General features: G+C 70.7%; 17 protein-coding genes. 6 read left to right on the top strand and 11 right to left on the bottom strand.

Annotation, left to right across the window (positions count from 1 at the left end; all coding sequences use genetic code 11):
- Positions 1-9 precede the first annotated feature (9 nt).
- Entirely contained in the window at positions 10-432 is a 423-nt protein-coding gene (locus AB0H78_RS20300; protein ID WP_363235867.1) for a MerR family transcriptional regulator, read from the top strand.
- Here AB0H78_RS20300 and AB0H78_RS20295 read toward each other — a convergent pair.
- Together AB0H78_RS20295 and AB0H78_RS20290 are read right to left on the bottom strand one after the other, a co-directional pair.
- A complete protein-coding gene (locus AB0H78_RS20295) occupies positions 398-3,082 on the bottom strand; it encodes a glycoside hydrolase family 3 C-terminal domain-containing protein (RefSeq protein ID WP_363235866.1) in 2,685 nt (894 codons plus the stop codon). The genes AB0H78_RS20300 and AB0H78_RS20295 overlap by 35 nt on opposite strands.
- Positions 3,083-3,270: 188 nt before the next feature.
- The gene (locus AB0H78_RS20290) at positions 3,271-4,008 is read right to left on the bottom strand and encodes a class I SAM-dependent methyltransferase (RefSeq protein WP_363235865.1); all 738 of its coding nucleotides are present in this window, start codon (positions 4,006-4,008) and stop codon (positions 3,271-3,273) included.
- Positions 4,009-4,257: 249 nt separating this feature from the next.
- Between AB0H78_RS20290 and rho the strand changes: the two genes are divergently transcribed.
- Positions 4,258-5,436 (top strand): transcription termination factor Rho, encoded by a 1,179-nt coding sequence (rho, locus tag AB0H78_RS20285; protein ID WP_363236062.1) that lies wholly within the window; start codon positions 4,258-4,260, stop codon positions 5,434-5,436.
- A gap of 3 nt (positions 5,437-5,439) precedes the next feature.
- Here the strand turns inward: rho and AB0H78_RS20280 are convergent, their stop codons facing one another.
- A complete protein-coding gene (locus tag AB0H78_RS20280; RefSeq protein WP_363235864.1) occupies positions 5,440-5,949 on the bottom strand; it encodes a response regulator in 510 nt (169 codons plus the stop codon).
- Positions 5,950-6,159: 210 nt separating this feature from the next.
- Here AB0H78_RS20280 and AB0H78_RS20275 point away from each other — a divergent pair, with 210 nt between their 5' ends.
- A complete protein-coding gene (locus AB0H78_RS20275) occupies positions 6,160-8,328 on the top strand; it encodes a PI-PLC domain-containing protein (RefSeq protein ID WP_363235863.1) in 2,169 nt (722 codons plus the stop codon).
- 60 nt (positions 8,329-8,388) lie between these two features.
- On the opposite strand, the gene AB0H78_RS20270 is transcribed toward AB0H78_RS20275, so the two are convergent.
- From AB0H78_RS20270 to AB0H78_RS20255, 4 genes are all read right to left on the bottom strand, one after another.
- Positions 8,389-8,655 (bottom strand): metal-sensitive transcriptional regulator, encoded by a 267-nt coding sequence (locus tag AB0H78_RS20270; RefSeq protein WP_363235862.1) that lies wholly within the window; start codon positions 8,653-8,655, stop codon positions 8,389-8,391.
- Positions 8,652-9,221: a rhodanese-like domain-containing protein gene (locus tag AB0H78_RS20265; RefSeq protein ID WP_363235861.1), complete on the bottom strand. Its 570-nt coding sequence runs from the start codon at positions 9,219-9,221 to the stop codon at positions 8,652-8,654. Before AB0H78_RS20265 ends, AB0H78_RS20270 begins: the two co-directional genes overlap by 4 nt.
- Positions 9,222-9,267: 46 nt before the next feature.
- Entirely contained in the window at positions 9,268-10,890 is a 1,623-nt protein-coding gene (locus AB0H78_RS20260) for an FAD-dependent oxidoreductase (protein ID WP_363235860.1), read from the bottom strand.
- A gap of 149 nt (positions 10,891-11,039) precedes the next feature.
- On the bottom strand, positions 11,040-11,792 hold the full coding sequence (locus AB0H78_RS20255) for a helix-turn-helix transcriptional regulator (RefSeq protein WP_363235858.1): 753 nt from the start codon (positions 11,790-11,792) through the stop codon (positions 11,040-11,042).
- 206 nt (positions 11,793-11,998) lie between these two features.
- Here AB0H78_RS20255 and AB0H78_RS20250 point away from each other — a divergent pair, with 206 nt between their 5' ends.
- Positions 11,999-12,679 carry a calcium-binding protein gene (locus tag AB0H78_RS20250; protein WP_363235857.1) on the top strand — a complete coding sequence of 227 codons (681 nt, stop codon included), beginning with the start codon at positions 11,999-12,001 and terminating at the stop codon, positions 12,677-12,679.
- Between the two features lie 49 nt (positions 12,680-12,728).
- Here AB0H78_RS20250 and AB0H78_RS20245 read toward each other — a convergent pair whose 3' ends face one another.
- Complete coding sequence (locus tag AB0H78_RS20245) at positions 12,729-15,035, bottom strand: poly(A) polymerase (protein WP_363235856.1); 2,307 nt, start codon at positions 15,033-15,035, stop codon at positions 12,729-12,731.
- Complete coding sequence (locus AB0H78_RS20240; protein WP_363235855.1) at positions 15,022-16,806, bottom strand: RNA ligase family protein; 1,785 nt, start codon at positions 16,804-16,806, stop codon at positions 15,022-15,024. The genes AB0H78_RS20245 and AB0H78_RS20240 overlap by 14 nt, the downstream gene beginning before the upstream one ends.
- Before the next feature lie 275 nt (positions 16,807-17,081).
- Between AB0H78_RS20240 and AB0H78_RS20235 the strand changes: the two genes are divergently transcribed.
- Complete coding sequence (locus tag AB0H78_RS20235) at positions 17,082-18,821, top strand: amidohydrolase (RefSeq protein WP_363235854.1); 1,740 nt, start codon at positions 17,082-17,084, stop codon at positions 18,819-18,821.
- A 98-nt stretch (positions 18,822-18,919) separates the two neighbouring features.
- Here AB0H78_RS20235 and AB0H78_RS20230 read toward each other — a convergent pair whose 3' ends face one another.
- Entirely contained in the window at positions 18,920-19,795 is an 876-nt protein-coding gene (locus tag AB0H78_RS20230; protein ID WP_363236061.1) for a LysR family transcriptional regulator, read from the bottom strand.
- A gap of 121 nt (positions 19,796-19,916) precedes the next feature.
- Between AB0H78_RS20230 and AB0H78_RS20225 the strand changes: the two genes are divergently transcribed.
- The gene (locus AB0H78_RS20225) at positions 19,917-20,921 is read left to right on the top strand and encodes an NADP-dependent oxidoreductase (RefSeq protein ID WP_363236060.1); all 1,005 of its coding nucleotides are present in this window, start codon (positions 19,917-19,919) and stop codon (positions 20,919-20,921) included.
- Between the two features lie 24 nt (positions 20,922-20,945).
- Here AB0H78_RS20225 and AB0H78_RS20220 read toward each other — a convergent pair whose 3' ends face one another.
- Positions 20,946-22,517: an alpha/beta hydrolase gene (locus tag AB0H78_RS20220; protein WP_363235853.1), complete on the bottom strand. Its 1,572-nt coding sequence runs from the start codon at positions 22,515-22,517 to the stop codon at positions 20,946-20,948.
- Between the last annotated feature and the right edge of the window lie 67 nt (positions 22,518-22,584).

Genomic DNA, 22,584 nt, shown 5'->3' with positions numbered 1-22,584 from the left:
CATGCCGACATGAGGTCAAGGGACAGTGCTACGGGCGGGCAGCTGACCATCGGGGAGCTGGCCGCGCACTTCGGTCTCGCCCCTCATGTGCTGCGCCACTGGGAGGCGATGGGCCTGCTGGATCCCGTACGGAACACAGCAGGCCACCGCCGCTACCACCCGGCCGACGTCACCCGCGTGGCCGTCATCCTGCGGGCGAAGGAGGCCGGGCTCGGCCTGGAGACCATCCGCGCGCTGGTCTCGGCCGGCGGTCTTGGGACCCGGCGCGGCATCCTGCGGCGCGAGGCCGGGATTCTGCGCGCCCGCATCGCCGCGGCCCAGGCGTCTCTCGAACGTATCGAGTGCGCTCTGGGCTGCGGCCACGAGGACATCACCCGCTGCCCGCACTACCGGCGGCTCAGTGCCCGTGCGACCCGCCCGTCGTCCCCGTGAGGCGGATGTCCCGGGAGGAGGCACCCACATACACCGGGCGCTCTCCTCGCGCGCGTACCCAGCGGCTGCGCCCTGTGTCCCAGTAGGAGAGCAGGCGTTCGTCGATGCGTACGGTGACCCGGCGGGACTCCCCCGGGTCCAGCTCGATGCGCTCGAAGCCGGAAAGGGACTTCACCGCCATCTCCACGGGCGCGCCGTGCGCCGCCCCGAGGTACACCTGAGGCACCTCGGCCCCGGCCCGGCGGCCGCGGTTGGTGACCGTGAAGGCCACGGAGAGGCCGTCGCCGTGCCGTCGTACGGAGAGCCGCGTGTATCCGAACTCCGTGTAGGACAGGCCGTGTCCGAAGGGGAAGAGCGGTTCGGTGCCCGCCCTGTCGAATCCCCGGTAGCCGGTGAAGATCCCCTCGCTGTACGTCACCACTTCGTCGACGCCCAGGTAGCGCTCGGGGTGGCCTGGCACGTGCGCCGGGTGGTCGGTGAGCTGCTTCGGGTAGGTGACCGTGAGGCGCCCGCTCGGGCTGACCCTGCCGAGGAGCAGGTCCGCGGTGGCCCAGCCGCCCTCCTGGCCCACGTATCCGGCCCGCAGGACGGCGGCGACCTGCCGCCGCCACGGCATGGTGTTGGGGGTGCCGGTGTTGAGGACGACGACGGTGCGCGGGTTGGCGGCTGCCACCGCTGAGATCAGTTCGTCCTGGTGGTCGGGGAGCGCGAGGCTGCCGGTCTCGGTCGCACCGCCGAAGGATCCGCCCGCGCCGTTGTACGCGAAGAGCACCGGGGTGTGGACCCTGCGGGCGAGCGCGGCCGCGTCCCGGATGTTGGCCGCACGCTGCTGGGGCGTGACCCAGGCGAAGCGGACCTGGACGGGGCCGCGGTCCGCGATGGACTCCGCCCAGCCCGTGGCGGTGATGTTGAGTGCGTACGTCTTCCCGGCCGTGAGCCGCATCGAGATCCGGCCGTTGTCGAGCCCGTCCGTGGTGGGCACGATGCTGCTCCACTTGCGGACGAAGCTGTCCCGCGAGGTGGCCGCGGCGACGACCTGCGTCCCGTCGAGGGAGAGGCTGACGGCGGCGCCCCAGCCCTGGATGTGCAGCGCGTACTCACCGGTGGCCGGCGCCGTGAAGCCGCCGGTCCAGGTCTGGGTCGATCCGGTCGCGAATGCCTTGTCGCCGGTGAAGTCCACCGTGCTGTCGGTGACTTGGGTGCCGGTAACCGAGGTGCGGGTGAGCCCGCCGGGGAACGCGGAGGCGGGCACGGGCGTACCCGTGAGGTCGAGTCCGACCGCGTAGCGGATGTGTGCGTCACGGCCCGCGGTGCGCCGGAGTGCGTCGAGCGGGCCCACCATGCGGTCCTCGAAGCCGTACGCCCGCTCGCCGGATGCCGAGATCGCGACCTGGGCCGCCGTCGGACCGATGAGGGCCAGGTCCCGGAGTGCGGTACGGCTGAGCGGCAGAGCTCCGTCGTTGGCGAGCAACACCGCGCCCTGCGTGGCCACTTCGCGGGCGACCCGCGCCCCGGCCTCGACGTCGATGCGCCTGCGGGCCGGCACCCGGGTGGAGTCGAGCATGCCGAAGACGTCGTACTGTCCGAGGATGCGGGCGACCGCGGTGTCGAGCGCCTCCTCGGGGATCGAGCCCGCTGTGATCGCGTTCTTGAGTGCGGCGCCGAAGTATCCGCCGTCGGGCATCTGCAGGTCGAGGCCGGCCCCGATGGAGGTGCTGTGGGTGGCGCCCCAGTCCGAGGTGACGAAGCCTTCGAAGCCGAGTTCACCGCGGAGGATTCCGGTGAGGGTGGTCTTGTTCTCGGAGTTCCACTGGCCGTTGAGGTGGTTGTACGCGGCCATCACGGAGGCGACGCCGGCGCGGACCACCGCGTCCCAGGCGGGGAGGTAGATCTCGTGCAGGGTGCGGTCGTCGACCCGGAAGTCGTAGGCGCCCTTGCCGGTGGTGAAGTCGCCGTTCTGGCCCACGGACTGGTTGTTGGCGAGAAAGTGCTTGGCCTGGGCGAGCATGCCCTGTGCCTGTACGCCCTCGACCTGCGCGACACCGATCAGCGCGTTGAGGTACGGATCCTCGCTCGCCTGGTCCTTGTTGCGGCTGAACAGCGGGGTGCGGGAGAGCTCGATCTGCGGGGCGAGCAGGACGTCCATGCCGAGCGTGCGGCCCTCGCGTCCCATGACCGCTCCGTAGTCGCGGGCGAGGCGGGGGTTGAAGGTCGCGCCGAGCGTGGAGACCGGGGGCAGCCCGGTCGCCGACTTCGCGACGTTCACACCGGCCGGTCCGTCGGTCAGCCGCAGTTCGGGAATGCCGAGGCGGGCGACGCCCGGGAGATATCCGGCCTGACCGAGTCTCTCGGGATCGGTCGCGCCATGGACCAGGGATATCTTCTCGTCGAGCGTGAGCCGGGCGAGCAGTTTCCGCACCCGCTTCGAGGCGAAGGCGGGAGCCGGGGATCCCGCTCCGGCGCCGGCACCACCGGCCGCTGCGGCAGGTGCGGCCGTGGCGATCGGACCCGCGGCGGCCAGGAAGGCGAAAGCGGCCGCGGTGCCGCCGAGTTGCTGGAAGAGCGCACGGCGGCTGGTTCCGGGCGTGACGTCGTTCTGTGCGTCGGGCATGGCGAGGAGACCTCCGAAGAAGGAGTCGCCGCGCAGCACGCGGTGCGGGCTCCGTCGCCCGCGCGGCTTGGAGTCCGGGTCCCGCAACCCGGACAGAACTTGAATTGGTCACACGTGTAAGTGCGGTGTTACGAGGAGCGAGTCTTGATCGCTCACAGCGTTCCGTCAAGACATGTGACAGAAGAACGTTCTGAGGAAGTCATGCCTTCAGGAAATGAACACACCATTTAGAGCCGGTCGGCCACCACAAGACGCCAGTTGGGGCTCCCGTCCTCCCTGCGCCCGAACTCCTCCATCGGCAGCAGACGCACCGTGAAGCCGGCCCGCATGAGGTCGTCGTACACCCCCTGCAGCGGAAAGGTGCGGTAGTACATGACGAACGACGGCCGCCACAGCGCGTTGCGCACCCGCATCACCGAGTCGAAGCCGAGCGTCGCCCAGTAGAGCGGGGAGCTCAGGGGCTGGGGTGCCCCGATGGGGAAGGCGAACACGCCACCGGGCCGCAGTGCCCGGTGCACCCCGGCGAACACGGCGGGCCGCTCGGCGGGCAGGAAGTGCCCGAACGCACCGAAGCTCACGGCCAGGTCGAAGTCACCGTCGAACGGCAGCTCACGCGCATCGGCCCTGACCCAGTCCACCGCCGGCGGCCGCTCATCGCGTACGCGATCGCCCACGGAATCCCGTGCGGCAGCCAGCATCCCGGCACTGAAGTCGACCCCGGTGACCCGCTCCCGGCACAGCGGCCTCAGCATGCCGACCCCCGCGCCGGTCCCGCAGCAGACGTCGAGGCCCGCATCGAACGGTCCCAGCGGCTCCAGCGTCTCGGCGACCGAGTCGAGGAACCGGTCGGGCGTGCGAAACGGGGTGTGGTCGAACTTCGGAGCCAGCAGGTCGTAGCCGCGCTCGATGGAGGAGAGCGCCTGCACGGTGAGCTCGCGGAATGTGGGTCCCTCAGTGGTGAACACCGGCCCCAGCGTACCCAGCAGCACCCGCCCCGCGCCGTAGCCCCGCCCCAAGAATGGACAACCCGTGCTATGGTGCTTTCAGCACTTGTGTACGCCGCGATGTCGGCGCCGGTGCTCGTTCCTCTTCACCACGCTGATGCGCCAGACCTTCCGGACTCATTCCGGACCGGCGATCCAGCCCCACTGCACACCTTTCTTCCGGCCTTGGGCTTCTCTGCCCATCTCCGGGGGCGTGATGTCACCGCCCCCCTGCCGGGACTCCCTTCACCCTGTCCGCGAAAGGACTCCCTCATGACCAGCACACTTGAACACCCGCTTGTCCAGGCCCCGTTGACCCAGGTCACCGGCGTACTCGACATCACACGCCAAGGGCACGGATTCCTCCGTTCCACCAACTGCCTTCCTGCGCCCGGCGACACCCAGGTGTCAGCCGCCCTGATCCGCCAACACGCCCTGCGTACAGGCGATGTGATCGAGGGCGCATGCGAACGGCAGCGCACACTCAGCCACATCGAGCGTGTCAACGGCCGCCCGCCCCAGGCGATGCGCGGCCGGGCACACTTCCGTGACCTGACTCCGCTCCACCCCGACCAGCGGCTCCGGCTCGAAAGCCCGGCCGGCGGGGTGACCACACGGCTCGTCGATCTCGTCGCTCCGGTCGGCAAGGGGCAGCGCGGGCTGATCGTCGCGCCGCCCAAGACCGGCAAGACGGTGCTCCTGCAGCAGCTTGCCGCCTCCATCGCGGCCAATCACCCGGAGTGCCACCTGATGGTGGTGCTGCTGGACGAGCGGCCCGAGGAAGTCACCGACATGCGCCGCTCGGTACGGGGCGAGGTCTTCGCCTCCACCTTCGACCGGCCGGCGAAGGAGCACATCGCCCTGGCCGAACTCGCCGTGGAGCGCGCCAAGCGCCTCGTCGAGCAGGGACAGGACGTCGTCATCCTCCTCGACTCCCTCACCCGGCTGTGCCGGGCGCACAACAACGCCGCCGCGACCGGTGGCCGCACGCTCACCGGTGGCGTCGACGCCGCCGCCGTACAGGGCCCCAAGCGCCTGTTCGGCGCCGCACGCAACGTCGAGGAGGGCGGCTCGCTCACCATCCTGGCCACGGCGCTCGTCGACACCGGCTCCCGCGCCGACGACTACTTCTTCGAGGAGTTGAAGAGCACCGGCAACATGGAGCTGCGCCTGGACCGCACCCTCGCGGACAAGCGCGTCTTCCCTGCCGTCGACATCACCCCTTCGGGCACGCGCCGTGAGGAACTCCTGCTCCCCACAACCGAGTTGGCCGCCGTTCGGGGACTGCGCCGGGCGCTGCACACCAGGGACGGCCAGGCCACACTGGAGACGCTGCTCGACAAGCTCCGGCGTACGCCGGACAACGCGACCTTCCTCCGGCAGATCCACCACACCGTCCCCGGTGCGTGATCCTCAGTCCACTGCTTCGACGACCCGGCCGTGGTCCTCGGGCCCGTCACGCTGAATGGGCACGCGCGGTTCGGGAAAAGCCCCGGTGGACGCCAGTGCGGCGTCGAGACGCCGCCGCAGATTCTGGTTCTCGGCATAGAGGTCGGCCAGCACCCGCACCTTGGCCCGTACGGCCCAGGGGTCGACCGGTTTGACCAGGAAGTCCGCGACGCCGAGGTGGTAGGCGCGGGCCGCAAGATCGTCGTCCCGGCCCAGCCCCGTCATCAGCACGACCGGCAGATCCCTCGTGTGTTCCAGCTTCTTGAGGTACGCGAGCACCTCGAGGCCGTCCATCTGGGGCATGATCACATCGAGGACGATCACCGCGATCCCCCCGCGCAGGACCGTCTTGAGCGCCTCGTCCCCACTGCGCGCACAGATCACCGGCCGGCCCACCGGGCGCAGCACGCTTTCGACCGCGAAGAGGTTGTCCTCGCGGTCGTCCACCACGAGGATCTTCCATGCAGTAGCCACGCCGCTCCCCTCCCCCGGACCGGAAGTCCTACGGTAAACCGCACCGGGGCGGAGGCGTCAGTCTCGCACCATGAAACTTGGGTCGATATGCCGCGTTCCGTATAAATCGTCCCGGAATCTTGGCCTCCAGGCCGAGGGCCGCCGATCACGGTGCCCCGGTACCCGATCATCCGGGTCGCCGCAGCGCGGCCGGAGGCACAGCATGGATCCATGGGTGTGCCGGCCTCGGCCCTGAAAATGCTCCGCCCGGCGCTGTGCGTACTCGCCGTGCTGTGCATCGTCGTCGTGGCCGGAGCCGCGACCGCGCGCAGCACCGTGCTCAGCGCCGGCTTCTACCGGGCCGCGCTCGACGACCAGCGCGCCTGGAACCGGATGTACGACGAGGTCCTGGTCGATCCGCAGATCACGCCGCTGACCAGAAACCTGCTGGGGCAGCTGCCCGTCCCCGAGGCGATCCTGACGTCGAATCTCAAGCTCGTCCTGCCACCGGAGACGCTGCGGGCACTGACCGACCGGCAGATCTCGGAGGTCATCGGCTATCTGCGGGGCGAGCACGCCACCCTGCGCCTGACGGTCGACGTCCGAGCGCTGAGCGCTAATGCCGGCACTCTCGCCCAGATCTACTTCGGCGACCTGGTCGCCTCCTTGCAGCAACAGCCGGAACCCGATTTCCCGGCCTTCGTCGAGGGGATCGACGCGGCGGCCCGCAGCATCGCCGCGGGACAGCCGCCCGCCGGGCTGCCCCAGCTGACGCTGTCCCGCGACGAAGCCGTGACAGCCGCCGACGGCCTGCTCAGAGTCGTCCCGGAGAGCGATCGGGCCGCACTGCGCCCCGAGGTCGTCGTGGCACTGCAGAACGGCGACGTGGCCACCGCGCTGGCCGCCGTCGGCCCCGCCGCCTTCTCGGGCCGTACGCAGAACGCGGCCGCGCAGTTGCGGGAGGCGTCCGACGGCGGCACCTGGAACATCACCGCCGACCTCGACACCTCCCAGGGCGGCCTGGCCACCGTGGACCAGGTGCGGTCCGCCACCCGGCTCGCCCTGGACGTGGTGGAGCCGGTCGCCGCCGTGCTGGGGCTCCTGGCGCTGGCGGCGCTCTGGCTGGCCGGGCCTGCCTCGCTCTCCCGCCGGCTGACGCTGCTGGGCTGGACGCTCGCCGCAGGCGGGCTGTTGTACGCGGTCGCCGTCGCGCTCCTGCGGTGGAGGACGGGCGGCACCGTGGTCGAGCCCGCGGCGTCCTGGCCGCACTCGGTGGCCCGGCTGGTCGACGACGTACAGCGGGCCGCGGTCGACCGTGCGCTGACCGTCGCGCTGGTGACGGCGCTGCTACCGGTCGCAGCGGGCGCCCTGCTCGTGGCCCTCGCCTGGGTGCTGCGCACCCGGCCCGCGCTCGGCGCCGCTCCGCACCGGCCGGCCTGGGCCGCTGCCGGGGCGGCGTCGTTCGCGCTGGCCGGGATCGTCCTCGTGCCCCTGGCCTTCGCCGGGCAGGGGCAGCGCATCTGCCAGGGCAGCAGCCGGCTGTGCGACCGCCCGTACGACGAGGTCGCCCAGGTCACCTCGCACAATGCGATGTCGACCACCGCGGACCGGTTCATCGGCCCGCTGCAGGATCCGCTGATCGTCGGGCAGTTGAACGACGGGGTGCGCGCGCTGCAGATCGACACGTACCACTGGGAGAGTCCCGAGGACGTCACCGCACGGCTGCACGCATCAGGGCTGCCGCCGGAGCAGCAGCGCCAACTGGCCGCGGCCATCAATCTGTTCAATCCGGCCCGCGAGGGCACCTGGCTCTGCCACGCGGTCTGCCGGGCCGGCGCGATCCCTCTGGTGCCGGCACTGGAGCAGATCGGCGGCTGGCTGCGCCAGAACCCTTCGGAGATCCTCACGCTGATCGTCCAGGACGACATCAGCGGCGAGGACACCGAGCGCGCCTTCGACGAGGCCGGGCTGAAGGATCTGCTGTACGTACCCGACAAGGACCCCGACCGTCCCTGGCCGACGATGGGCGAGATGATCGACAGCGGGAAGCGCCTCGTCGTCTTCGCCGAACAGGCGGACGGACCCGCGCCTTGGTACCGCAACTTCTACCGCTACGGCATGGAGACGCCCTTCTCCTTCCAGAGCCCCGAGGAGCTGAGCTGCGTCCCGCACCGCGGGGGCACCGGCAAGCGGCTCTTCCTGCTCAACCACTTCATCACCGTCGCGGGCGGCAGCCGGCTGGACGCGGGCAAGATCAACACCCGGGCGCAGGTGCTGGAGCGCGCTCACGCCTGTGAGAAGGAACGCGGCAGGCCGGTGAACTTCATCGCCGTCGACTACACGACCATCGGCGACACCCGCGGCGCGGTGGACGCGCTCAATGCCGAGCGCGGTCAGTGACCGCCCGCGAGTGAACGCCGTCCACCTCCAGCACGACGCCACGGCCGGCTGAAGGCGCCGTCACGCCAGCGAAAGGAACAATTTCTCCAGCTCGTCCTCGGTGAGCGCAGGCTGTTCGCCATCCGCCGCATTCATGCAGTCCCGCATTCCGGACGCGATGATTTTGAAGCCGGCGCGGTCCAACGCCCGTGACACGGCGGCTAGTTGTGTCACCACATCCTTGCAGTCGCGGCCCGCCTCGATCATCGCGATGACGCCCGCCAACTGGCCCTGGGCACGGCGCAGCCGCTTGAGGACGGCGTCGGACGCCGCCGGGTTCCCGCTCATCCGCGCAGCGCGGAGCGGGCCGCGTCGAGTGCGCCGGGCTCGGGCCGGTTGAGGGGCAGCTTGCCCAGCACGGCCGCCATGCCGCAGGTGTTGCTCAGGCCGGAGTACACCAGGCCCGACGCGACTCCGGCCGCCAGCAGCCGCCCCCTGGGCGAGCGGCGGCCGATGGTCAGGCCGAGCAGGACCAGCGAACCTGCGGCGAACCTGACCTGGCGGTCCATCGCCCAGACGTTCCTGCCCTGGCGGGCGGCGGTGTCGACGGGCAGCCCTTCGGCGGTCCACGCCTGCGTGCCGCCCTCGAGGCCGACCGCCTCGATGCCCGCGTCGGCGAGCTTCGCGCAGGCCGCAGCGGAGCGCTGCCCGGCCGCGCACACGACGACGATACGGCGGCGCCCGGCCGCGTCCCGCAGATCGGGCAGCAGCTCGTCGAGGTGGTCCGCGGGCACATTGATCGCGCCGGGGACGTGTCCGGCCGCGTACTCGCCGTGCGCGCGGACGTCGACGACGAGGGTGGTGCCGGAGGGGCGGGCGCGCAGCTCGGCGGGGGCAAGGGTGGTGGTGCTCATGTCTCTCCCAGGTGAAGTGATCGGTGACAGTGGTGAGTCGAAGGGGTCACGCGGCCTGTCCCGCGGACCAGGTCGCGTAGCCGCCGTCGAGATTGGCGGCGTCCCTGCCGAGGCCCGCGAGGAGCCGCAGTGCGGTGTGGCCGCGCAGGCCGACCTGGCAGTGGACGACGAGATCGCCTGCGGGCAGTTCGGCGGAGCGCTCGCGCAGTTCGTCGAGCGGGATGTTGACCGCGCCGGGGATCGCACCCCGGGCGTGCTCGGTGCTCGTGCGTACGTCCACGACGGTGGCGCCCGCGTCGCGGACCGCGGCCAGCTCGTGCCACTGGACGGTACGGTCCGTGCCGGTGACCAGGTTCTCGGCGATCATTCCTGCCATGTTGACAGGGTCCTTCGCCGAGCCGTACGGAGGAGCGTAGGCGAGCTCCAGATCCGCGAGTCCGGGCGCGGTCAGACCGCCCGCCATGGCGGTGGCGATGACGTCGATACGCTTGTCGACACCGTCGGCGCCGACCGCTTGTGCGCCCAGGATGCGCAGGTCGGAGGGGTCGTACAGCACCTTGAGCGCGATCGGTGACGCACCCGGGTAGTAGCCGGCGTGCGATCCGGGGTGCAGATGGACCGCCTGGTACGGGCGGCCCGCCGCGCGCAGCCGCTTCTCGTTCCAGCCGGTGGCCGCGGCCGTGAGTCCGAAGATCTGGACGACCGCGGTGCCGGTGGCCGGGCGGGCGGAGACCGGGCGGCCGGCGATCGCGTCGGCGACGAGCCGGCCGTGCCGGTTGGCCAGGTTCGCGAGCGGCACCAGGGTGCTCTCGCCGCTCAGCGCGTCGCGCTTCTCGGCCGCGTCACCCACGGCGTGGATCAGCGGGTCGCTGGTGCGGCCCGCCTCGTCCACGGCGATGCCGCCACGCGGGCCGATGGCGAGCCCGGCGACTCGGGCCAGTTCCACGTCGGGACGGACGCCGATGGCCATGAGGACGACGTCGGCGGGCACGACCTCACCGTCGTCCAGGAGGACGTCGTGCGCACGGACCTCCTTGAGCTGGGCGGCGAGGGCCAGCCGGATTCCGCCGGCGCGCAGTTCGTCGGCGAGCGGCGCCGCCATCTCGGGGTCGAGCGGCGGCAGCACCTGGTCGGCCAGCTCCACGAGCGTCACATCGAGGCCCCGGTGCCGCAGGTTCTCCGCCGCCTCGACCCCGATGAATCCGGCGCCGACCACGACGGCGGAGCCCGCCCCGGCGGTCAGAGCGGCGGCGATCCGGTCGGTGTCCGAGACGTCCCGCAGCGTGAAGGCCCGCTCCACGCCCGGCAGTTGTGGCACAAATGGGCGGGCGCCCGGGCTCAGCACGAGCCTGTCGTACGACTCCGCGTATTCGTCCCCGCTCACCAGGTCCCGCACGCGTAGTGTCCGCTCGGTCCGGTCCACGGCGACGGCTTCGTGCCGGACCCGCACGTCGATGCGGAAGCGGGTGCGCAGCGCCTCGGGAGTCTGCACGAGGAGCGCGTCGCGCTCCTCGATGACGCCGCCCAGGAAGTACGGCAGCCCGCAGTTGGCATAGCTGACATGCGCACCGCGCTCGAGCACGACGATCTCCGCCTGCTCATCGAGCCGACGCAGCCGGGTGGCCGCGGACATGCCGCCCGCCACGCCTCCGATAACCACAACCTTCACGGGAACCTCCTGACGACACCATGAACTCTATACCCCCGAGGGTATCAGAAATACCCCGGGGGGTATCCCGTGAGCATGATCACGCGACTTGCGGGCATGCAGGAATGCAGGAATGCAGGATTCAAGCCGGAAAGTGTCGTCGCTTCCGCTCAGAAGGGCCCGTAAGGCTCGGGCTCCGGAAAGACGCGGGCAAGCGCCTCGATGCGGCTGGAGACACCGAGCTTGCGGAAGGTGTTCTCCAGGTGTTTGCGCACGGTGCTCGGCGAGACCACGAATTGCCGGGCGATCGCCGAGGTGCTCAGCCCGTTCGCCACGGAACGCAGGATGTCGAGTTCGCGGGACGTCAGCCGTACGGGCTCTCGGCGGCGGCGCGCGGCAGAGTGGTAGATGTCGATCAGGTGAGGGCGCAGGAGCTGGAGGGTGAGCAGATCGCGTGGGGTGAAGGGCTTCGAGCTCTCGCGGCTGAGGTTGTACATGCGGATACGTCCCGGGGCGGTGGGCAGCGGCAGGACCACCATGGTGAGAAAGGGCCGCATGTACTCGCTGTAGAGCGCCAGGTTCCGGAACTCCCGCACTCCCATGTAGTCCGACAGCTGGGCGACTTCCATGGACCCGTGGGTCCGCTCGACTTCCCTGCAGTGCGGATGCTGGTGCTTCCAGCGCCACCACGCCGCGTCGTCAGGTTCGGGGTAACTTCCGCCGTACTCCACGGCCTGACCGGCCAGACCCTGCCGGGTGGGCAGGTCCACCTCGCTGAACTCGGCCAGGTCGCAGGGGATCAGCCGTCCCAACCCTCTGAGCAGCGACAAGGGTGGAACCTCGCGAGTGGCGTCGCACCGGGCCTCCGCGACGACATCGAGCATCGCCCGCAAGTGGCTCTCGGTGATCGAGTGTCGGCTCATCGCGGCCCCTCATGAAGACCTGGCCGTTCCACGCTACCGCTTCCCCCGGACAGGGATTCGCCATATGGCGAATGGCTGTTGCGGCGGCGAAGGAACACCGTGGGAGACGGAACATCCGATCCCATGAACGAGGTGAAGCCATGCTCCATCCATCACGACCGGGCCCGGCGCGACCGTCCGTGACCACCCGCGGGTCACTGCGCGCGATGTACCTGTTCGCGGCCGCCGGAACGCTGGCCCTGCTCGCCGCCACGGTCCCGCAGGCCGGGGCCGCGGCGGCTGCACCGCCCATCTGCCACGGCAAGTCCGCGACCCTCTGGGGAACCCCGGGCAACGACACCCTCCGCGGCACGCCGGGCAGGGATGTCATCGTCGGTCTCGGCGGAAACGACCGGATCTACGGCGGTGCCGGAGCCGACACCATCTGCGGCTCCTCCGGAAACGACTTCATCTCGGCCGGGAAAGGCGACGACTACGTCGCGGGCGGGGACGGCAAGGACGTGCTCGCGGGCGAGCAGGGCAACGACTCCCTCAGTGGCAGCGCCGGAGACGACACCCTTTTCGGACACCAGGGCAACGACCAGTTGTGGGGCGGTGGGGGCAACGACCTGCTGGACGGAGGCAACGGCTGGTTCTGGTACTTGAACTGGGGCAACGACCGCCTCACCGGCGGGACGGGCACGGACACCATGCACGGCAGTGCGGGCAATGACGTGATCGATTCCCGCGACGCCGATCACGCGCGTGACTACTTGTTCGGCCACGCAGGCCGCGACATCCTCACCGCACGCAACGGCCGGGCCGACGACAAGCTCGACGGCGGCAGCGCTCGGGACGTGTGCCACAGGGACTGGCGCGAGGCCGTGGTCAGGTGCGAAGTTTCCTGACCACGTATGCGAAAAGCGGTGAGGGGCCGTTCTCCGAACGGCCCCTCACCTACGAGTCTCGCGTGCACGAAAAGTCGGGACGCCACAGCAGCGTTCCCGCCTCCCATCCGGCGCGGATCACATCGGTGCCGGTCAGTCCTCCGCGCCAGGCGTCCGAGATGACTTTCAGCTGCGGCGCACTGGGCGGATGGGCACCGAGCCCGATGGCGTAACGCACCACGGACCGGTCGGCTTCGAAAGGGCGGGGCCAGGCATGCGCATCGGGCGAGCCCGCCTCCGCCAGCGCGTCGAGCAGTGCGCGCATCCTTCCCCGGACCCGGCCGAGTGTCGCCTCGAACGATGGAGCGGCCTCGTCGTTCTGCGCGCGTACGGTCACGATCGCCCGAGCCCGGTGACGGCGGTCCATCGGGGGCGGTGAGAGCAACTGCGGCCGCGGATCGGTGCGGGCGCCGAGTGCCGACTGGGTGATCTCCCAGGCGTGGTAGAGCTCTTCGCACACCAGGTCGCGCATCCCGGCACCGACCTGCGCGGTGCAGGAACGTTCGGGCGCGGTGGGGGTGAGGACGGTCAGGGGCGCCCGGGGCGTCCCGGCGGGGGCGGGTGCGGCAAGGGTGACCGGTTCGTTCCAGTCGTGGACGGCCCATCGGGCGAAGAAGTCGCGCAGGAGCTCTCCCGGTGGGGTCGAGCTGTCGGCGTCGGTGACCGTACGGGCCGCGAGCACCGCCCAGGCGATCCCCGGCAGCCCGCCGAACGGCGCGGAGTCCAACCCCCGGGCCCGCGCCCACGCCTTGACCGTACGGGCGAGCGCACCGAACTGCGCCTGCCGCCCGCCCACGGCCTCCGTCACCGCACAGGCGTCGCTGACCGCGCTGAGGGCGATCGCTGTGGACTCGCCGAGCTCGGCCCTGCGCACGACTGCTGCGGCCGGTGGCAGCCCGCCGGCGCCGACCACCACCAGGTCGGCCGCCAGCTCCGCGGTACGCAGTTTCAGACCGGGCACTCTGGCCCCTGTCACCTCTCGTAGACGAAGGTCGCCCGGCAGGGTCCTCCGCAGCCGCGCCCCCACGTCCGCCACGTCAACAGCCCCTGGCAGTACGGCCACCAGGTCCAGGTCGGCGTCCGGCAGAGCACAGCCCATGCGGCGGGATCCGACGACCTCGAGAACGGCGCCGTCCGGCAGCGCACCGGCGATGCGTCGGACCAGGTCGTCCGCGGCCTGTCCTCCGGGCAGCTCGGGGGTGTCCGCGCCGGGGGTCAGCTCGACTCGTACTCCGTAATGGTCCGATACGAACAGCCCGTCTTCGGCGGGCACCGTGCCGAGCAGTTCCGCTCCGGCCGCCCGCAGCGTCTCACCGCGCAGCAGTACCCGGTCGAGCCGTCCGGGCCGCCCACCCAGCGAGGAGACCGCGGCCAGCGGATTGGCCACCGGATCGAAGGTCGGTGTGTCGTCCGCCGCGCCGTGTGTGCGGGTCCATGCGTCCTGCAGGCCGAGCTCGGCGGCCGGTCGGCCGGTGCTGTCGTTGAAGTCGCCGAGCAGCAGCACCTCGCCGTCGACCGAAGCCAACCCCTCGTCGATTCGCAGGAGTTCGGCTCGGCGGCGGACCCCGCCCGGGTCGGAGTGGTCGCTGCTGAGATGCGTCACGGCGACGACCAGTGGGCCGGCCGCACTCTCCACGGTGAGCGCGGTGAGGGCCTTGTGCGGGCCGAGCACATGACGACCTGCCTCCCGCACCGGCACTCTGCTGAGCAGCAGCAGCCCGTTCTCCTCGACCTGTCTGCCGCTCGGCGAGGTGCTCAGCGTGTACCCGGCGCGCACCCAGGGCTCCGCAAGGAGGAGGACGAGCAGACCCGCCTCGACCTCCTGCAGCGCGATGACGTCCGCGTCGGCGGCCGCGAGCGCGTCGAGCAGCGCGGGGCGGCGACGGGCGGTGTCGATGCGGTCGGCGTCGTAGCGATCCCACAGGGTGTTCCAGGTCAGGACGGACAGCACAGCTCCGGTCGTGGGCGGCTGCCGTTCCGCGCGGGCCGGCCGCCAGCCGCCCACGACCGGGTCCCAGGTGTACGGGGTGACGGCGGTGAAGAACGGCGCGCGCAGCAGCCGTGGGGCCCGCGCCCTCCCGGCGTCGGTGCCGGGGTCGCCGATGCGGTCCACACCGGCCGCACGGTCCCACACCACTTCGCCGTCCGCCTCGACGAACAGCACCCGGTGCCAGGGGATGTCCCCGCCCGGCACGAAGGAGGTCAGCTGCACCCGTTTCGGCGCGGCCCCGCGCTGCAGCACTCCGAGGACGAACCGCGCGGGGTCGAACCTCGGGTCCCAGCGCACCTGGTGGTAGATCTGCTCACTGGTCCGCATCGTGCGCGTCCCTCGTCCCGTACAGACTTCCTTCGCGGTCCTCGACTCCACCGTCGCCGCCGAGATACCAGGTGCGGTGGGCCTCGCCCGGATACGGCGGCGCGTAACGGTGCACCTGCCCGTCGAGTACGTCGGACGGCACCGGATGCGCGCGGCGGGCGTTGCGCGCGGCCAGCTCTTCTTCCGGTACGAGTGTCACCACCTGGGTGGTCAGCGCATTGCGGCGGCGCGCGACAGCTGTGACCAGGGAGCGCTGGCGGATGTGGAGCGAGGTCGCGTCCCAGACGACGGTCCCCCGCTCGGCCAGGGCCGAGTCGAGCCGCGCGAGGCCTTCCCGCAGCACGTCGCTGTTGGCGCGCTGGTCGCTGCGTGATCCGCGAGCGGTCCGGATGGCGTCGAGCGACACACGCGTGACGGGCCCCGGCAAGGCATCCGCGTAGGTGCTTTTCCCGCTCCCGGAGGGGCCGACCAGGTGCACCAGCCGGGGGTACGTCCCCTCGCGCCAACGCCAGGTCGCCGCCACCGCCTCCTCCGCTCCCCCGCACCCGATACGTCCCTCGGCGCAGGCTTCCCTCGCCTCGGCCCAGCAGCGGTCGGCGGCCTCCCTGCCCACTCCGGCCTCGGCGAGCGCGGTGCGCAGCCCCGAACGGAGCGCCGCGAGAGGGTCCTCGCCGAGCAACCCGGCTTCCACCGCGTGCAGTTGGGACCACTCGACCTGCTCCCGCGCCTGCACGGTCGCGGTATCCGTACGCCCCACGAGCACCGCCCCGGCCACTGCGTGCAGCACACCGAGGTCGACGGCCGCGGCCATCCTCAGCAGCCCTGCCTGCCGTATCTCGTCCGGGTACGGCCGCTGCAGATTCCCGTACAGCCCGACCAGATCGGCCGTTCTGCGGGCGAGCCGCATCCCGAGCGGCGGTATGAGCCGGGCCGCGAGGCGAGGACGGTGCATGCCGTGCAGCAGCACGGCCAGGACACCGGCCAGGCGTGAGTCGCCGGTGCGCCCGAGCACATCGAGCGCGCCGGACACCGCGTCGACGGCGACACCGTCGACCGGCATCGGCCCCGGCCCCGGCTCCTCGCCGAGGCCGACCGCGTGCAGCAGCGCGCCTGCGTCCGGCGCCGCCCCACTGCGCACCGCCCACAGCGGGGCGGCGGGTCCGAGCCCGTTCGCCACGACCGCGCTGTGCATCCAGTGCGTGTCGGTGCGCACATGCGACGGCCGGACCCACTTGGCCACCCGCCGCCCGAACTCCGCACGCCCGAACCCCTCCACGGTCCGTACGACGTACCCTTCCTGCCGGGCGAGGTCGAGTCGCAGTCCGCGCAGCGCCCGCTCGTCGAACACCCCGCGCCACAGGACGCGCGGAGTGGGCACCCCGAGCCCGTGGAGCATCCACGTCGTACGGTCCCAGTGCAGACACTCGTCGCCGTCCCAGACGGAGAACCCGTAGAACCAGCTGTCCAGTTCGTCGTACGGGATCGAATGCCGGGCGTAGAGATTCTCGCCGCAGATCCGGCGCCCTGCCTCGATCCGCGGGCCGATCCGGCCCTGCAGCCCCTTGACCCAGGCGCGCGAGGGATGGTGCCCGGAGTCGAGCGACCGGGCGTGAACGCCGTCCCGGTAGAGGGTGGTGTTCTCCCCGTCGAGCTTCTCGGTGACGACGACTTCACGCCCATCGAGCCCCGACAGATCCGCGGCCCGGATGTCGTCCGGGGAAGCACCGGGCGACCAGGGCAGATGCGCGGTACGGGGGTAGTGCGTGCGCATGGTCCGCTCCTGGTGGGGCACTGGGGTAGCGGCCAGACTAGGCGCCGCGAGCAGGCGGTTCGACCCAATAATCGCCCGCCGCTCCGGTCGACGTCGGGCACTGGCTCGACGTGGCCGAGCAACGCGCCTACCAGTGACCGGACTCGCCACGTGTTCGCCCGCAACTTCCCGTGCATGTAACAACTTTGTCATCCCAAGATGTTGACGAGGCAACGTCACGGGGCCACAGTGCTGATCATTCTGCTCGGTCACCGGTCTCACCCTCGGAGGCGTACGTGTGCGATCTGCACGATCAGCATGAGCACGGAACCACGGCAACAGGAACCGGCCCGGCCCTCAGCCGCCGCAAGATCATGCAAATCCTGGGCGCGGCAGGGGTGACCACCGCGATGATGACCGCGGAGGCGGACCCCGCGATGGCCGCCGCCGACGACTCCTCGGTGGCCGAGGCGGGCGGCTACCAGGCACCCACCGGCCTGGCCCAGGACAGCCCGGCCAAGGCCGCGGCGCTCGGCTGGATCGACTCCAACTCCGCGCGCATCACCGGCCTCAACGAGGAGATCTGGGAGCACGCCGAGCTCAGTCTGCGCGAGTGGAACTCCTCGCTCGCCGAGGCCGCCTTCCTGGAAAAGGCGGGCTTCCACGTCGAGTTCGGCACCGCCGGGTTCCCGACCGCCTTCACCGCTACGTACACCTTGGGCAGCGGAGGCCCGGTCCTGGGCTTCAGCGGCGAGTACGACGCCCTGCCCGGCCTCTCCCAGCGCAAGGGCGTCGGCCACCACGACCCCCTCGAATACATCCACGACCCCTTCGCCCCCGGATACGGCCCCGGGCACGGCTGCGGACACAGCGCGCTGGGCACGGCGGCCGCCGCTGCCGCCTCCGCCGTGGCCCAGGCGGCTCGCCGCCACCGCCTCCCGGTGACCGTGAAGTTCTTCGGCTCCACCGCGGAAGAGGCGCTGATCGGCAAGACGTACGCGGTGAGCAAGGGCGTCTACAAGGGCCTCGACGCATTCCTGGACTGGCACCCCTCCCCCGCCAACGCCACCGGGTGGGGCACCACCAATGCGATGACCGCGGTGACCTTCACGTTCCTGGGCGTCGCGGGCCACGGCGGCACCCCGCTCGGCAACAAGAGCGCACTGGACGCGGCGGTGATGACCGCCACCATGTCGGAGTTCCTCCGCGAGGAGAACCTCGCCCCCTCGGGGCGACTCCACTGGGTGATCAACAACGGCGGCGACATCCCCAACGTCACCCCGGAGATCGCCGAAATCTCCTACTACGTACGCGAGGGCAGCCCGGCCCGCGTCCAGGTCCTGCTCGACAAGGTCATCGCCGTCGCCGAAGCGGCCGCCAAGGCCAGCCAGACCAGCGTCCGCCACCGGATCACCTCGTCCTGCTGGAACCAGTTGCCCTCCCGCTCCTTCGCCGAACTGCTGCACGAGAACATGAAGCAGATCGGACCGCCCACCTTCACCGACGAAGCCCAGTCCCTCGCCAAGAGCCTCCAGGAATCGCTCGGTCTCCCCCAACTGGGTATGCACAACAAGGTCGCCGAGCTGACCCCGCCCAATCCGGTCTTCCTCGGTGGCGGCTCGACCGATGTCGCCGACATCTCCTGGAACGTCCCCACCGTCTCGATGGGCGCGGCCCTCGCTCCCATCGGCACCAAGATGCACACCTGGTCGACCGCGGCCTGCGCGGCAGCCGCTCCCGGTCAGGCCGCCGTCATCGCCGCGGCAAAGTACCTGGCGGCGACCGCCATTGACCTGATCACCCAGCCGGAGCGGCTGGCCGAGCTGAAGTCGGAGTTCGCGGACCGCACGAAGGGAGTGCGGTGGCAGACGGCCTTGCCCGATGGATACGAGCCGCCGATGTACGAGCCGCCCGCCTGGTTCCTGAAGAAGACAGGTCAGAAGTGGCCGCCGGCGAACATCACCTGGCCGCCGCAGCGCGTGGTCTCACAGGAGAAGCTCTCCTCGCTCGGCCCGGAGCTCGCGCCGCAGACATAGAACAGCGTGGCAGCAGGGCGTCGGTGGCACGGGCAGCACCCCGTTTGCCACCGATGCCCACGCCGGCAACCAGGCGGTGCCCCTCGGCGATACCGGCTTCACCGGTGGGCCGCCCTGAGTTCGCGGATCAGGGCGCGGACGGAACCGCTGGAGGCCAGCTCCGGAGTGGTGACGTAGCCGACGGAACGGGTCGGGCGCTCGGGTCCAAGATCGGTGATCTCGACACCGTCAGGCGCTTCGTTCAGCGAGAGCGCCGGCATGATCGCCATGCCGAGACCTCTGCTCACCATCGAGAGCACCGCTCCGTCGTCCTCGGTCAGCACCGTCGCCTTCGGAATCCAGTCCTGTTCGGCCCACCACTTACGGGTGTAGGAACCACAGTTCTCGTGCCAGTCCACCAGCGGCAGTGAGCGCGGCGCGGGGTGGCCGGCCGGGTGCACCAGCGAGTAGGGCTCCTCGACGAGTACGTCGCCGATGAGCCCGGCGGGCACGGGCGAGGTGGCGCCGATCGTTGCGATGCCCACGTCCGCACGCCCCTCGGCGACCTCGCCGGCAGTGCCCGCGCCCAGCTCGCGGACGACGTACACCTCCGGTTCGATGCCTGGGTGGTGGGCGGTGAGCCGCTCCAGGACCCGTGGCAGCAGGTGGAGTGCGGCGCTGCGGAAGGCGGCGATGCGCAGCGGCCCCGCGACCATGCCCCGCTCGGCCCCGCGGGCTTCTGCGGCCAGGTTGTCCAGGAGCCGCAGGATCCGGCGGGCGTGGGCGGCAGCGGCGGCACCGGCCGCGGTGGGCGTCGCACCCTTGCGTCCCCGCGTGAAGAGGACCGCTCCGACCTTGCGTTCCGTCCCGCGTATGGAGTGTGAAACCGCGGACTGGGTCAGCCCGAGGACCTTGGCCGCCGCCGAGAACCCACGCTCGCGGTCGACCGCCACGAGGATGCGGAGCTCGTGCGGGGCAAGGTCTGTGGCGACCATGGGGGCTGCGGCTGCCATAAGGGGTGTCCCACCTGCTTCTATGAGGGCTCTTCATGGATCGAGCCGTTCCATGAACGCAACCCCCTCCCCGGTCTCCGCATTCCTCCGTACGGTCACCGCCATGACCGAGACCGCGATCACCGTGCACCAGACCGCCCGCCCCCATGGCTTCCCCACCCCAGGCCATTTCGCCTTCGCCGAGTCCGCAGTACCGGAACCCCGCCCAGGAACGGCGCTGGTGGAGAACCTCTACTGGTCGGTGGACCCGTACCACCGCGAAATGATGGACGGGGACTTCGCACTGAACGCACCCCTGGAGGGCCGCGCCCTCGGCCGGGTCGTGGAGTCCCGCGATCCGGCGTTCCGCGAGGGTGAGATCCTCTTCCACCGGCAGGGCTGGCGCACCCACAGTGTCGTCACCCCCGAAGAGGCTCGTAAGGTCCCCCACTTCGACGGCGTACCGCTCTCCGCCCACCTGAGCATCCTCGGCGGAACCGGCCTGACCGCCTACGTCGGCCTCACCCGCATCGCCCAACTCCGCGCGGGACAGGACGTGTTCGTCTCGGCCGCGGGCGGCGGCGTGGGCACGGCCACCGGGCGGCTCGCCCGGTTGATGGGCGCGGGACGGCTCGTCGGCAGCGCGGGCCGGGCAGCGAAGGCCGCCTACCTGACCGAACATGTCGGCTACGACGAGGTCTTCGACTACCACGCGGGCCCGACGGCCGAGCTGCTCGCCAAGGCGGCGCCCGACGGGATCGACCTGTACATGGACAACGTCGGTGGCGAACACCTCGAGGCGGCGATCTCCTCGCTGCGCGAGTTCGGACGGATCGTACGGATCGGCACGATCTCCCAGTACAACAGCACCGGCACCCCCTATGCCCTGCGCAACCTCCCCGACATTGTCGAGAAGAGCCTGCGCATGGAGGGCTTCTTGGTCAGCAACTACCGTGATGTGCAGGAGGAGTTGTACGAGTTCGTGGTGCCGCACCTGCAGAGTGGAAGCGTCACGCTCGACGAGACCTTGGTCGACGGCTTCGGGGGGATCGTGGACGGATTCCTGGGGATGCTGCGGGGCGAGAACCAGGGCAAGATCATCGTGAGGGCGACCGGAGCGGGCATCTGAGCTGCGGCCCTCACCAGCCGGCTCCTAGGAGCAGGTGGCGCCGTTCTCGGGGAGCGCGCCGTCGAGAAGGTACGCGTCAACTGTCTTGGCGGCGCAACGGACATAGGGGTAGGAGCCGTGGCCCTCGGCCCGCACGGTCAGCAGAACACCGACACCCGGCCCGAGTGCGTTCGCCATCCGCTTGCCGCCCTCGTACGGCGTCGTCGGGTCGCCGGTGTTGGCGACGACGAGAATGGGGGCGGCGCCGTGCGCGCCGACTTCGGGGGTGGTGCGTTCGCCTGCGAACGGCCAGTCGTAGCAGAGGTAGACGTTCCCGGAGATCGCCTTGCCGAAGACCGGTGAGGCCTCTGCGATCTGCTGCGCCTTTTCGTCGTACTGCGTGAGACCGAGGCGCACGTTGGAGTCGGCGCAGGTGATGGCGACCAGGGCGGACGTACCGTTGCCGCCGGATGCCGAGCCCTGCAGGGACCGCGCACCCGGCTCGTGGTCATAGACCTTGCGCATCAACAGGCTGCCGGAGCCCTGCTCCACGACCTGCTTGAGCGCCTTGGTCAAGGGCGCCCAGCCGTCCTCGCCGAGGTCCAGATAGTTCGCGATGGCGAGCGCGACGTGATCGCCGTTGAGCTTCTCCTTCCCGCCGGTGTCGGCGGGCGCCTTGTCGAGCTTGTCCATCAGCGCGATCATGCGGCGGTCCGCCTGCCCCGGGTCGCTGCCGGTGGGGCAGTCGGTGTCGCTGCTCGCGCAGTGCTGTGCGAAGCGCTCGAAGGCGAGCTGGACAGCCTTGACCTGGCTGAGGTCCGCCTGAACGCGATCGTGTGTGGGGTCGACGGGGGCTTCGAGAACGAGCCTGCCCACATTCTTCGGGTAGAGGTGCGCGTAGACGGCGCCCAGCTCGGTGCCGTAGGACACGCCGAGGTAGTGCAGCTTCTCGTCGCCGAGGAGATAGCGCAGCAGATCCAGGTCGCGGGCCGTGTGCGAAGTCCCCACGTACGGAAGGAACTTGCCGGAGTACCGCTTGCATGCGTCGCTGCCCTCGAACGCCTTCGCACCGCAGGTGACGGGAATGGTCCCACCGACCCCTCGCGGATCGAAGCTGACCAGGTCGTACCGCCCACCCAACGATCGGAACAGGTCCTCGAACTCGGGGAGCCCCATGACGCCCGACACACCGGGACCTCCGAAGTTCAGCAGCAACGACCCGAGGCGCTTGCGCTCCGGACCGGTGGCCCTCTTCCGTATCAGCGCGACGCCGATCGTGTCGCGGTCAGGCTTCCGGTAGTCCAAGGGTGCCTTCATCGTGGCGCATTCCCAGCCGGCGCCCGGGGCGTCACCGTCACCTTGTGCGGCGGTCGGTGCCGGGCAGGCGGACCAGTGGAGCCGCTGGCCGGCGGTCAGGGCAGCAGGCAGGCCCGGGGGCGGATTCGTCGCCTTGGCCTCGACTCGGCGGTCCGCCCCGCCGCCTTCTCCGGACGTCGCATGCTTGCCTGGATGGCATCCGGCGCCTGCGGCCGCCACGACGACCGCCAGCAGGGTCGCGGCAGCACGACGGCGGAACGACCGGTCCGAATCCCGCGTATTCCAGACCCACTTGTACATAAGGAGCCCCCTGCTCTTCACGCGTTCCACTCGCGTACCGTACGGTCCTTGCCGCCGCACTCCCGCG

Source organism: Streptomyces sp. NPDC050738, from assembly GCF_040654175.1.
In the GTDB taxonomy this organism is placed as follows: Bacteria; Actinomycetota; Actinomycetes; order Streptomycetales; family Streptomycetaceae; genus Streptomyces.
The sequence above is the reverse complement of the archived record's forward strand: the minus strand, read 5'-3'. Positions and strand labels throughout refer to the sequence as shown.

Bases quoted from the DNA above. Each gene is read 5' to 3' on its own strand.
- AB0H78_RS20300 (WP_363235867.1), top strand. From the start codon at position 10: ATGAGGTCAAGGGACAGTGCTACGGGCGGGCAGCTGACCATCGGGGAG.
- AB0H78_RS20275 (WP_363235863.1), top strand. From the start codon at position 6,160: ATGGGTGTGCCGGCCTCGGCCCTGAAAATGCTCCGCCCGGCGCTGTGC.
- AB0H78_RS20270 (WP_363235862.1), bottom strand. From the start codon at position 8,655: ATGAGCGGGAACCCGGCGGCGTCCGACGCCGTCCTCAAGCGGCTGCGC.
- AB0H78_RS20265 (WP_363235861.1), bottom strand. From the start codon at position 9,221: ATGAGCACCACCACCCTTGCCCCCGCCGAGCTGCGCGCCCGCCCCTCC.
- AB0H78_RS20255 (WP_363235858.1), bottom strand. From the start codon at position 11,792: ATGAGCCGACACTCGATCACCGAGAGCCACTTGCGGGCGATGCTCGAT.
- AB0H78_RS20250 (WP_363235857.1), top strand. From the start codon at position 11,999: ATGTACCTGTTCGCGGCCGCCGGAACGCTGGCCCTGCTCGCCGCCACG.
- AB0H78_RS20245 (WP_363235856.1), bottom strand. From the start codon at position 15,035: ATGCGGACCAGTGAGCAGATCTACCACCAGGTGCGCTGGGACCCGAGG.
- AB0H78_RS20240 (WP_363235855.1), bottom strand. From the start codon at position 16,806: ATGCGCACGCACTACCCCCGTACCGCGCATCTGCCCTGGTCGCCCGGT.
- AB0H78_RS20230 (WP_363236061.1), bottom strand. From the start codon at position 19,795: ATGGTCGCCACAGACCTTGCCCCGCACGAGCTCCGCATCCTCGTGGCG.
- AB0H78_RS20225 (WP_363236060.1), top strand. From the start codon at position 19,917: ATGACCGAGACCGCGATCACCGTGCACCAGACCGCCCGCCCCCATGGC.
- AB0H78_RS20220 (WP_363235853.1), bottom strand. From the start codon at position 22,517: ATGTACAAGTGGGTCTGGAATACGCGGGATTCGGACCGGTCGTTCCGC.